Genomic DNA, 12,175 nt, shown 5'->3' with positions numbered 1-12,175 from the left:
TGGTTTTTTGTTAAAGTATATATTTAATGTGGTAATCTACTAAGCTTTCAATTGGTTTCTGAACAACATGTCCCACATTTAAATTAAGTTCTGTAGCTACAGAACGTAGTACGTTTTCATAATAATAAGCGATAGATCCGATAAAATTGATTTCAACGTCTTTAGCTTCTTCATAAGGGATTACCTGGTATTCAAAGAAGTTTTTCATTTCTTCAAAAACCATATCCCTGAAATAAGGATGATCTTTTCTTTCGATCACAAATTTGGTAAAGTCGGCCAAATAAGCATTTGGTCTTGTAGTATGATACATATTTTGCAATGCATCTTCTACGGTAAGCAGATAGTTGGCTTCAAATTCGGCACGAAGGTCTGAAGGCAGTTTTTTCATGAAATATCTGCGCAGCAATTGTTTTCCTATAGCGCTGCCACTTCCTTCGTCTCCAATAATAAATCCTAATGAAGGTAATTCTATCTTTACATTTTTACCGTCGAAATAACAGGAATTTGATCCTGTGCCTAGAATGCACACGATAGCGGGTTTTCCACTGTATGCAGCATATGCTGCAGCCATCAGATCTTCCTTCACAATAATCTCTGCTTTTCCAAAAACCTTCTTCAGTTCTTCTTCTATGGTCTCGCAGTTTTTTTTCACTCCGCATCCGGAACCATAAAAGAAAACTTTGGTAATTGAATTTTTAACTGATATCAGATTGCTATTCTTCTGTATTTCAGGAGCGATAAGTTCTCTGTTGATAAAATTCGGATTGAAACCGATTGTTTCTGTTTTCAGAAAAACTTTTTTAAAGTCATCAAGAATTACCCAATCCGTTTTAGTAGAACCACTATCTACAATAGCAACCATATTTTAGATTTTAATTTAAGGATGCTAAATTAGGAATTTATCTTCAATTAGCGTTTATAAACAACCTGGAAGCTGTCTAAAATCATTAATGTTTAATCTGTGTCTTTTTTTCGTTGAATTGCAATAGCCAATCTTCTATTTCATCTTCCAGATAGGAAGTCTGTAATACCATTGCATTGATAAAATCATCAGGCACCGGTTCTCCTTTGGAGTTTTCAAGATTCCACAATTCATCTGACATATTTTCATATTCTGAATACACTCTTTTGAAGCGGGAATTTTCTTTCTCAAGAGCCTCAATATTTTTCTGTTGAAGCTGGAATTTTCTGTATTTGTTTTGACTTTTCATACAAATATTATTAATAATTGGGTCATAAAATGTAGGAGTATATGCTCTTAATCGTGCACTACAAGATAGAAAAAACCATCAACACAAGAAGTTGAAAATGAATTTATTATCAGGTCATTATTACATCATTCTGAATATTAAAATTAGAAATAATTTTAATTAAAAAAAATATTTTAACAACTTTTTTCAGTGTTTAACATATAGTTATAAATTTGCATACTCATATTGTGGAGTTTGACGGCATTGGCATTCTAAAACGGTTATTAAAAGCCGGAATACAATAAAGTCATTATATTCTGAGATATAAACCATTTCAGTCTTTATACAATATGCACTTTAATATATTTAGTTTTTATAGTCATTAAATGAAAGAAATACTCATACGCCAGAAACAGGTTCTGTTCTTCATCATTGCAGGAGGACTGAGTGCCGTTGTAGAAATAGGCAGCTTTAAAATTTTCAGCACCTATCTTCCACATTTCTTTGCAAAGGAAATCAACTTCCATGGTGTACATTATCCTTTAAGTAATATTTTTTCTACGAGCTGCGGGATTATTACCAATTATTTCCTGAGTATCTGGTTTGTGTTTGAAAGAGGAAAACACTCGAAGAAAAAAGAGTTTGTTTATTTCATGGTGGTCTCCTTTTTTTCAACGTTACTCAGCCTTGGGTTTTTCCAGATATTTTACAGTTTCATATTTAAAGATAATATCAATTTATTTTTTTATACCTTGAGCCCGGAAATGATCAGTAAAATTGCAGCAATATTGCTGGTTTCCATTCTGAATTATTCGGTAAAAAAGAAAGTAATTTTTAACGGTTAGGCTGTGACAAAAATTTTAAATTATCTCTGGAGATTCTGGCTGCTGCTGTTGGCATTTTTTCTGACAGTTACTATTGGGATCCCTGTCTATATTTTATCTTTTAACAAAAAGCATTATAAATACGGTTATAAACTCGTCAGAATCTGGTGTTTTGGAATGTTCTATGGTATGGGTTTCAGATATGACCTCATTAAACTTTCAGAACAGGAGAAAGACAAAAGTATACCTTATGTTTTTATTTCCAATCATACATCCATCATGGATATTATGCTTACCTGCATTGTATTTCCCGATCATCCGATATGTTTTGTAGGGAAGAAAGAACTGGTAAAAATTCCTATTTTCGGAACCATTTATAAAAGGATATGTGTCATGGTAGACAGAACGAGTGCCAAAAGCCGCGCTGATGTATACCGCAGATGCGCTGAAAAGATGGAGGAAGGCAACAGTATTGCCATTTTTCCTGAAGGTGGTGTACCGGACGACACTTCTATCATCCTGGATGATTTTAAGGACGGAGCTTTTATGCTGTCCTCAAAACATAACTCTCCTATTGCTGTTTATACCTTTATCGGACTCAAGGAAATGTTCCCTTTTGAAAACTCAAAAGGCTATCCCGGAAGAGTAAAGGTGTATTTCAACGGAATCATAGAGCCTACCGATTCGCCAAAAGACTCAAAGGCAAAGGCTTACGAAGAAATAAAAAAAACCTTAATCAGGTATTCCGTTGAAAGGAAATAGTTATATTTGTTTGTGAAATCTATAATAAATATGTCAAATTATTCTAAACAAACCAATTGGGCCCAATTCATTCCATTGGTTACTGTATTCTTCTTTTGGGGATTTGTAGCAGCCAGTAATGATATTCTGATCCCTGTTTTTCAAAAAGCCTTCAATCTATCTCAAACTGAAAGTATGCTGGTACAGATATGCTTTTATGTAGCGTATACTGTAGGTTCTTTAATTTATATGATTGTATCAAAGAGCCTGAAACAGGATTTGATCAATAAAATAGGGTATAAAAACGGTCTTATTGTGGGGCTTCTGATTTCCGCATTGGGAACCTTATTGTTTTACCCGGCCGCCAATATGCATTCTTTCCCTCTAATGATCTCCGGATTATTTATTGTAGGTTTAGGATTCTCTCTTCAGCAGATTGTTGCCAACCCGCTTGCTATTGAAGTAGGTCCTACAGAAACAGGATCTCAGAGGTTAACAATGGCTGGGGGAATTAATAACTTAGGAACTACAATAGGACCGCTTATTGTTGCATTTGCCATTTTTGGTTCTGCAAGTGCAGGCAACACGGAAGCGAGTATAGAAAGTGTAAAAACTCCTTATCTGATATTAGGAGCAGCTTTTGCTCTTGTAGCTTTAATGCTTAAATTCTCTTCTCTTCCTGCCGTAACTCCAACGAATACTGAAAATACAGAGGATTCAACTCCGGGTGAGCACAGAAAATCAGCATTTCAGTATCCTCAATTGGTGATGGGAATGATCGCGATCTTCGTGTATGTAGGAGTAGAGGTTTCCACAGCCAGTAATCTTCCGGCTTATATGGAAAAAAACTTAGGATTTGAAACCAAAGATGTAGCTCCTTATATTTCTTTATACTGGGCATCATTGATGATCGGCCGTTGGACAGGTGCTATAGAAGCATTTGATGTGAATGCCGGATTCAAAAAGGTCTTAAGATTCTTAGCTCCTTATCTTGCATTTGGCGTATTTTTACTTGTGAATGCTATTGCAAAGCATGATCTGTCTCCATTTTATGTATACGGATTCATTATTATTGCAATGATTATCTGTGATATCTTAAGTAAAGGAAACCCGGCAAGAATGCTTTTGATCTTCTCATTGGCTGGGATTACCGCTCTATTGATAGGAATGTTCACTACAGGAATGGTATCTGTGTATGCATTTACCAGTGTAGGTCTTTTCTGCTCTACCTTATGGCCTTGTATTTTCGCATTGGCAATCAACGGACTTGGAAAGCACACTAACCAGGGTTCAGGATTACTTATTATGATGATTATGGGTGGAGGTATCGTCAGCATTATACAGGGGTATATTGCAGATATTACGAATATTCATTTCAGTTATATCGTAGGGGTTATTTGTTTTGCTTATCTTGCATTTTATGCGATCCGTGTGAGTGGGATTCTAAAAGCCCAGGGCATTGATCTTGATAAAATATCTAAAGGCAATGGTCATTAATATAACGAAAACAATATATAAAAAGAAAAGGTTTTGGGCAGGTGTATTACTTGCCCAATTTCTTTTGTTCTATGTCTGCTCAAAATCCGGGGTGATGATCTCGTTTTTTGAAAACTTTTTTGAACTTCAAAAAGGAATACACCAGGCATTGTTCAGCTGGATTCTATTTTCTATGGGAGATCTTATATATATTGTATTGGGTGCTTTTCTTTTATACTATTTCATCCTGCTATTCAAAAAGCATAGAAGACATGATTCTATGCTCAGGATTTTGATCATCATCAATATTTTTTACTTTATCTATCAGGTCTTTTGGGGAATGCTGTATTTTCAGACTCCCATCATCAAGAAACTTTCCAGTCAGAAAGAGCCGGATGTAGAAAAAGCCAAGAAACTAGCCCTTACTTATCTTGAAAAATGCAAAGCAACCAGGCAGGCAGTCCGTGAAGATAACAAAGGCGTGTTCATTATTACGAATCTTACTTCTATACAAAAGGAAATCCTGCATCAACAGACAAAATTACCGTCTTATATTTCCAATAAAAAAGCGCCTCAGATTTTGGATATTAAACCCAGTTTATTCAAAAATGTAATGAGCTTTACTGGCATTTTGGGATATTACAATCCTTTTACTGCTGAAGCTCAGTATAACGCTGAATTACCTTCTACATTCATCCCTTTCACAACCGCTCATGAAAGTTCCCATCAGCTTGGTTTTGCCAGAGAACAGGAGGCTAATTTTGTGGGATATCTAATAGGAGTTCATTCCAGTAATAAAGAATTGAGATACAGTACTGAGTTTTTCACTTTAAAAAGCCTTTTAAGATTTATTGTAGAGGAAGATCCTGAGTTTGTCAAGAAGATTCTTCATCAATACTCTCCTGCCATGAAAAGAGACCGGCTGTATGAAAAGAGCTTTATGCTAAGCCATCAGGGCTGGCTGGATGACTTTTTTGGATACACCAATAATCTCTTCCTGAAAAGCAATCAGCAGGAAGGCTCCGTCACCTATTCTTACTTTATAGACCTTCTCCTAAACTATGAAAAATAAATAAAAAAAGAATCGTATCAGGCGATACGATTCTAAAAACACAAATGATGAAAAAAAATTTATTACCTTGACTTGTTCCCTCATTCAAGGCGATGTAAAAGTACGACATATTTTATAAATACAAAAACATTTACATCCTTTTTTAAAACTTTATGAAAACTTTATGATTTTTTAAGTTTTTTTGAGTTTATACCACATCATTACAAATCGCAATCAACACTGGTATTTAATATGAAAAACACCATTTAAGCCCGTATAGCCTATTAAATTACCATAGAATCAAACATTTGTTTAAATAAAAAACATTCGGTTTTCACCCTGTTTTCATCGTTTTAAAAATTGGAGTTATCTGCTGTATTTTATGGTATATTTCTACTATTTATATTCAAAAATTTCAAGATATTTTAATCAGAAAATAAGAGACTTATTATTTCTATTTTTCCACTTTTTAAAACAGGAATTTCCAGATAACTGTGAGAAAGGTATAAGTTCCCATGCAAATATCAACGGAAAGCATAAAAAAGATCCTTTGTCTATATTCTTTAAAGCACAATATTGCATTTTTTAGTTTTTTATATCACCTCACCATATCTAGCATTAACACATTGAAAATCAGTATATTATTTCATAAACACAACTTCAATCTGGCAAATAAAGAACCCAAAATTTGTCAATTCCGACATACTTTTCTTGGATTATGAAGTCTGCAGATGCATCTTTGCTCCAGGTAAAAACACAATACACTCTGTTACAAAGCAAGGTTCCATTGTTTCCCGCAGGTAAAATTTTATGTAAACTATAACCATGAAAACTTTAAAATACCTTGCCTGCGGGAGCTGGACCTTACCTATTTAAAAATAATTCATTTGAAAATTCATTATTCCTAGCTAAACCTCTTTGCTTTATTAAAAATAATTCTATGAATAAGTTCTACTCTAAAGCAGTGATAAGCCATAGAATTTTATTAGAATATCATATCTCAGGATGAAATTTGAAACTCAAATTTTGTAAAATAAAATATTGAAAGTCAAATCAAATCTACCAACAGTCATTTATATCTCACTAATAAAAGAAAAAAATTTTTGTATATTTAAAACATCTGTGTATTTTAGATAAAAATATTAACATGATTTTTGACAAACTAATTAACCACCTAAAACTAGATAAACAGGAATTTATTTTCCAGTTCAACTCACATCCCAATTATCCATCTGCGTTGGCTTTCAGTGACACGCTTAACTTTATGGGAGTGAAAAATGATGCTTATGAACTTGACAAAGAATATTGGGACGAACTTCCGGAAGAATTTATTGCCATTGTTGAAAATTCATTTTCTCTCGTTAAAAAGTCAGGCAGCAATTATTCAGTATACTCAGAGAAAGCAAAAACCTTCGGTAAAGAAGAACTTTATACCAAATCAACTGATTTTGTACTGTTATTTGAAAAAACCGAAAATGCAGAAAATAAACTGGCCTTCAATTTCAAACCGGTTCTTTATTTAATTTTTGCCGCTGTTCTTGCCTATTCATTGATAAGCCAGACCATTTATGAAGCCTTATTCAATCTTCTTTCTTTGACTGGAGTATATATTTCACTGGAAATTTTCAATCAGAAATTCGGAAATACATCTACTGTAATCGGAAGTATCTGTGGTGGTGGAGCTGCTGCCAGCCAGACAACCAACTCATGTGATAAAATTATAAAGCAGGATAAGACCAGTATTCTGGGGTTAAAATTTGCAGACTTTTCTCTGATCTATTTTGCAGGACTTGCAGTGCTGGGATTATTTTTACCGGCTACAGCTTATATTGTAAAAGGATTTACCTTTGTTTCTGTCCTTGCCATAGGGTATTCTCTATACATTCAGGCTTTTGTAGAAAAAACGTTTTGCAGAGTTTGCCTTTTGATCATTTCAATCCTTGTTGCACAGATAGTAGTAAGCAGTTTATTTTTTGAGAACCTGTCTTTCAGCGTGGGAACACTTTTATTGACTGTCATTCTATGGGCTTTGGTATTCTCTGCTGTTATTTATTTCAATACTCTTCTTGAGCAAAAAGAGGCTCTTCAAAAGTCTAATGCGAAAAACCTTAGATTCAAAAGAAATTATGAGCTTTTCAAAAATCAGATGGAGCAGAATCCAAAAATCGAATTCCAGAATACTGAAACTTTTGCTGTCGGAAAAAAAGATGCAAAACTTCGTATTTCTATCGTTTCCAATCCATATTGCGGTTTCTGTAAAGATGCTCATAAACTGGCAGAAGGTCTTTTGGAAAAATACCCTGATAATATCTCCTTACAAATGAGATTTAATTACAGCCCAGAAAGAGCTCCTGAAAAGTATACTCAACTTATTTCAGACTTAACTCATATCTACTATAACAAGCCTGAAAAAGAGTTTCTACACGCAGTAGAAGAATGGTTTGAAACTAAGGACGAAAGCAAAATCAATGCGCTTTCCGGAGGAAATGTAACATCAGAAAACCTGAATCCACTGGTAGAGATGTCTAATGAAAACAGCAATGCAGGATTAAACTTCACCCCTATTTTTATCATCAACGGATACCAATTCCCTGATAAGTATGATCGTGAAGATATTTTGTTCTTCATTGATGAATTAATAGAAGATGATGAGATTTAATAAATAAATATCATTCATTTGAAAATTTCACTATCTTAGGAAAAACAAAAACCACATCTGACAAGATGTAAAAGAGCAGAAAAACAGTGACCATGGGACTATTTGCGGTTTACCATTTCATTGAAATATAATTGAATTAAAGTAAATGTCGTCACCCGCTGACGGCATTTTATAATGAGTAGTAGTTTTGAAAAAAAAGTTTCCTTTTTATAAGCAACCAGATACTAAAGACTGCGGCCCTACATGTCTCAGGATCGTAAGTAAGTATTATGGTAAAAGTATATCCCTGCAGCAGATCCGTAACCTTTCCGAAACAACACGTGAAGGAAGCAGCCTTCTTGGACTAAGCGATGCAGCAGAAAATCTCGGATTCCGGTCAATGGGAGTCCAAATTGATTTCAACACCCTCACAGAAGAGGTTCCTTTCCCTTGTGTAGCACACTGGAATAAAAACCATTTTGTTGTGGTATACAAAATTGACAAAAATAACAAAGTATATATTTCGGATCCCAGTTATGGACTGATCACTTATACAAGAGAAGAGTTCATCAAATCCTGGATCGGAGAAAATGCAAACGAAAATACAGAAGAAGGAATTGTTCTGATTCTTGAAACGACACCAGCTTTTTTCCAGACTGAATTTGATGCTGAGGAAAGTAAGGCCAGCTTTACATTTCTTTCCAAATACCTTCTTAAGTATAAAACACTTGTGATCCAGCTGGCCATAGGGCTTCTGGGGGGAAGTTTATTATCCCTTATATTCCCGTTTCTTACCCAAAGTATTGTAGACGTCGGGATCCAGAACCAGGATATTAATTTTATCTATGTAGTTTTACTTGCACAGATTATGCTGTTCCTTGGAAGAATGGGAATTGAAACCATACGAAGCTGGATTCTTCTCCATCTTTCAGCAAGGATTAATATTTCTATCATCTCCGATTTCTTCATCAAACTTATGAGGCTTCCTATAAGCTTCTTTGATACAAGGATGACAGGAGATATCATGCAGAGAATCAATGACCACCACAGAATCGAGCAGCTGCTTACCAGCTCATCGTTAAATACCTTATTCTCCTTGGTGAATCTTATCATCTTCAGTATTGTATTGCTGTTTTATGATTACAGATTATTCATTGTATACCTTGTTGGAGCGGTATTGTATATTGGCTGGATCAGTTTCTTCCTGAAAAAGAGAAAAGAACTTGATTACAAAAGGTTCTCACAGGTTTCTCAGGAACAAAGTAAAGTGATTGAGCTTATTAACGGTATGCAGGAGATCAAAATGCATAATGCTGAAAAACAAAAACGATGGGACTGGGAATTTCTTCAGGTAAAACTGTTTAAAATCAGAATAAAATCTCTTTCATTAGAGCAATGGCAATCTGTTGGGGGTAACTTTATTAATCAGATGAAAGATATTCTGGTAAGTTTCCTTTCTGCAAAGCTGGTTTTAAGTGGTAACCTTACTTTAGGGATGATGCTTTCTGTACAATATATTATCGGACAGTTGAACAGCCCTCTTCTTCAGCTTATCGACTTTATCAAGCAGACTCAGGATGCTAAAATTTCCCTTGAAAGATTAGGGGAAATTCATGATAAAGATGATGAGGAAGATAAAAATGAGCAGTATGTTACAGATGTTCCAAAGAAAGACATCGAGATCAAAGATATGTCATTCCGTTACATTGGTTCCGATGTTCCGGTTTTTGAGAACTTAAGCCTTACAATTCCTTATCAGCAGACTACAGCAATTGTGGGTGCCAGCGGAAGTGGAAAAACAACCCTGTTGAAACTCTTAATGAAGTTTTATGACCCTGATCAGGGTGAAATCAGAATCGGAAGCACCAATATGAAGAATATTTCGCCAAGATACTGGAGAGATCATTGCGGAGTGGTAATGCAGGAAGGCTATGTATTCAACGATACTATTGCCAATAACATTGCTGTAGGTGAAGACCATATTGACAAACAAAAACTGAGACGTGCTGTAGAAATAGCCAATATCAAAGAATTTATTGAAAGTCTTCCGTTAAGTTATAATACGAAAATCGGAAATGAAGGTGTTGGAGTCAGCGGTGGTCAGAAACAAAGACTCTTCATTGCAAGAGCCGTTTATAAATCTCCTGAATATATTTTGTTTGATGAAGCTACATCAGCACTGGATGCCAATAATGAGAAAGTGATCATGGAAAACCTTGAACAGTTCTTCAAAGGAAAAACAGCGGTGGTTATTGCCCACAGACTTTCTACAGTAAGACATGCGGATAAAATCATCGTGCTGGATCAGGGGAAAGTTGTAGAAGAAGGCAGTCATGCAGACCTTGTAGATTTAAGAGGAGAATATTACAGACTTGTAAGAAACCAGCTTGAATTAGGAAGCTAACAAAATTATAGCGGAACCGAAAAGCTTATAGAGTAGGAAAAACAAAAACTAATTTTAATCATGAAAAATCTAAAAAAACTTTCGAGAAAAGATCTGGCATTTGTCAGCGGAGGTGTAGTTATTCCGGACAACAATTGTTGTGGTTCTTGGTGTCTTGGCAGCTGGATGCCATGCCGTGTCCATCATATTGCATGTCCACCGGATGCAGATACTTCACCACCATCATGGTACGACGGGAATTGCCCATTTGGTTAAATTATATTCCCCCTGAAATATTGGGGGAAATTTTATCTTAGAAAAATGAAAGAAGACGTTTTAGACAATATTGAACTCCGCTCAGAAAGCGTACAGGATATTCTTACCCAGCCTCCTCATTGGATGATACGCTGGGGAAATACCGTTATATTTATTATTCTCTTGTTGATTCTCTTAATGAGTTACATTATAAAATATCCGGAATTTGTACCGGCACCTATTATTGTAACTTCACAGAATCCTCCGGAGAAGATCGAAGCAAGGACAAGCTCGAAAATTGAAAAAATATTCATAAAAGACCATCAGGAAGTTAAAAAGAATGATGTTCTGATGGTAATGCAGTCTGCGGCCAATTATAAGGACATTCTAGAGCTTAAAAAGCTGATAGACTCCATTACTCCTGATAATTTATATAACTTCCCTCTTGCCCAGGCTTCAAGGTTCAAATTGGGGGAATTACAGGGCGAATACAACAGTTTTGCAAAAGCATTTCAAGATGAAGCCCTTTTTACAAGATTACAGCCTTATGCTCCGGAAAACCTGGCAGCCAATCAGAGTATTTCTGAATACCGCGTAAGAATAGCTACCTTAAAACAACAGAAAAACCTGGAATCTATAAAATATGATCTGACGAGGAAAAACTTCAACAGGTCTCAGGAACTTTTCAATCAGGGAGTTATTTCAGCTATGGAACTTGAAAATGAAAAGATCAAATATCTTCAGGCCCAGCAAAATCTTGAAAATCTTAACATCACCATTTCACAAATGGATGAGGGCATTTCCAATCTTAACAAAACTAAAAGCGGAACTGCCATTAACACAGAAAAAGACAGAATTACATACTCTTCACAAACTTTACAGCTCCTTGAGCAACTGAGAAAATCTTTAAAACAGTGGGAACTGAATTACCTTGTCATATCATCTACGGATGGTATTGCCAGCTTCCAGCAATTTTTTGGTGAAAATCAGTTTGTAAAAGTGGGTGAACCTATCCTTTCTATTCTTCCTAAAAATAAAGAGCAGCTGGTAGGCAGAATGTCTGTTCCTACCACAAACTCAGGAAAAATAATTCCAGGCGAAAAAGTATTGATTAAACTTGATAACTACCGATTCCAGGAATATGGAATTATTGAAGGAAAAGTACAGAACATATCTCTTATTCCTGATGATAAAGGAAACTATTACGTAGATGTTATTTTACCAAAAGGATTAAAAACCAGCTATAACAAAACGCTTACATTCGATAAAGAACTCAGAGGCAGCGCAGAGATCGTAACACAAGATCTCCGATTGATTGAAAGATTCTTCTATCAAATAAGAAAGCTACTTGGATATCAGGTCTGATAAAGAATTTAAATAAAATATAAAAGCCGTTGTACAGATTGTAGAACGGCTTTTTTAATGGTATTTAGATTAGTCAAACTTTCAACATATCCAATTAGTAAAATTCATTGATTACAGCTTTTATAGGCTAAAGCAGATCTAACAGATATGGGTGAAATCGAAAAATTGATTATTAATTACCTTAAATAAGGAATAAATCAGTATGAAATATCTGAACGGTTAAAAAAAAGTGGTTTTCAACCTAACAGTTTA

The 12,175-nt window shown here is 35.0% G+C and carries 10 protein-coding genes; 8 read left to right on the top strand and 2 right to left on the bottom strand.

What is annotated here, in order from left to right:
• Positions 1–10 precede the first annotated feature (10 nt).
• Positions 11–862, bottom strand: a complete 852-nt coding sequence (locus tag DYR29_RS18600) for a BadF/BadG/BcrA/BcrD ATPase family protein (protein ID WP_213278026.1) — start codon at positions 860–862, stop codon at positions 11–13.
• 85 nt (positions 863–947) lie between these two features.
• Positions 948–1,211, bottom strand: a complete 264-nt coding sequence (locus DYR29_RS18595; RefSeq protein ID WP_047373857.1) for a hypothetical protein — start codon at positions 1,209–1,211, stop codon at positions 948–950.
• A gap of 365 nt (positions 1,212–1,576) precedes the next feature.
• Between DYR29_RS18595 and DYR29_RS18590 the strand changes: the two genes are divergently transcribed.
• The 8 genes from DYR29_RS18590 to DYR29_RS18555 all read left to right on the top strand — a co-directional run bounded on the left by DYR29_RS18590 (position 1,577) and on the right by DYR29_RS18555 (position 11,923).
• Positions 1,577–2,035, top strand: coding sequence for a GtrA family protein (locus DYR29_RS18590; protein WP_213278025.1), 459 nt, complete (start codon positions 1,577–1,579; stop codon positions 2,033–2,035).
• A gap of 3 nt (positions 2,036–2,038) precedes the next feature.
• Positions 2,039–2,776: a lysophospholipid acyltransferase family protein gene (locus DYR29_RS18585; RefSeq protein ID WP_213278024.1), complete on the top strand. Its 738-nt coding sequence runs from the start codon at positions 2,039–2,041 to the stop codon at positions 2,774–2,776.
• Positions 2,777–2,806: 30 nt separating this feature from the next.
• The gene (locus tag DYR29_RS18580) at positions 2,807–4,252 is read left to right on the top strand and encodes an MFS transporter (RefSeq protein WP_047420122.1); all 1,446 of its coding nucleotides are present in this window, start codon (positions 2,807–2,809) and stop codon (positions 4,250–4,252) included.
• Entirely contained in the window at positions 4,242–5,303 is a 1,062-nt protein-coding gene (locus tag DYR29_RS18575; protein WP_213278023.1) for a DUF3810 domain-containing protein, read from the top strand. The genes DYR29_RS18580 and DYR29_RS18575 overlap by 11 nt, the downstream gene beginning before the upstream one ends.
• 1,126 nt (positions 5,304–6,429) lie before the next feature.
• Positions 6,430–7,941, top strand: coding sequence for a thioredoxin domain-containing protein (locus tag DYR29_RS18570; protein ID WP_213278022.1), 1,512 nt, complete (start codon positions 6,430–6,432; stop codon positions 7,939–7,941).
• Between the two features lie 187 nt (positions 7,942–8,128).
• Complete coding sequence (locus tag DYR29_RS18565) at positions 8,129–10,324, top strand: peptidase domain-containing ABC transporter (protein WP_184560407.1); 2,196 nt, start codon at positions 8,129–8,131, stop codon at positions 10,322–10,324.
• A gap of 60 nt (positions 10,325–10,384) precedes the next feature.
• Positions 10,385–10,579, top strand: a complete 195-nt coding sequence (locus DYR29_RS18560; protein ID WP_142719740.1) for a hypothetical protein — start codon at positions 10,385–10,387, stop codon at positions 10,577–10,579.
• A gap of 45 nt (positions 10,580–10,624) precedes the next feature.
• Entirely contained in the window at positions 10,625–11,923 is a 1,299-nt protein-coding gene (locus tag DYR29_RS18555) for an HlyD family secretion protein (protein WP_213278021.1), read from the top strand.
• The last annotated feature ends 252 nt before the right edge of the window (positions 11,924–12,175 follow it).

The sequence above is a fragment of the Chryseobacterium indologenes genome, assembly GCF_018362995.1.
In the GTDB taxonomy this organism is placed as follows: Bacteria; Bacteroidota; Bacteroidia; order Flavobacteriales; family Weeksellaceae; genus Chryseobacterium; species Chryseobacterium indologenes_G.
This window is presented reverse-complemented; position numbering and strand designations above follow the sequence as displayed.

Coding starts and splice junctions, on each gene's coding strand:
- DYR29_RS18590 (WP_213278025.1), top strand. CDS start 1,577: ATGAAAGAAATACTCATACGCCAGAAACAGGTTCTGTTCTTCATCATT.
- DYR29_RS18595 (WP_047373857.1), bottom strand. CDS start 1,211: ATGAAAAGTCAAAACAAATACAGAAAATTCCAGCTTCAACAGAAAAAT.
- DYR29_RS18555 (WP_213278021.1), top strand. CDS start 10,625: ATGAAAGAAGACGTTTTAGACAATATTGAACTCCGCTCAGAAAGCGTA.
- DYR29_RS18560 (WP_142719740.1), top strand. CDS start 10,385: ATGAAAAATCTAAAAAAACTTTCGAGAAAAGATCTGGCATTTGTCAGC.
- DYR29_RS18600 (WP_213278026.1), bottom strand. CDS start 862: ATGGTTGCTATTGTAGATAGTGGTTCTACTAAAACGGATTGGGTAATT.
- DYR29_RS18580 (WP_047420122.1), top strand. CDS start 2,807: ATGTCAAATTATTCTAAACAAACCAATTGGGCCCAATTCATTCCATTG.
- DYR29_RS18570 (WP_213278022.1), top strand. CDS start 6,430: ATGATTTTTGACAAACTAATTAACCACCTAAAACTAGATAAACAGGAA.
- DYR29_RS18575 (WP_213278023.1), top strand. CDS start 4,242: ATGGTCATTAATATAACGAAAACAATATATAAAAAGAAAAGGTTTTGG.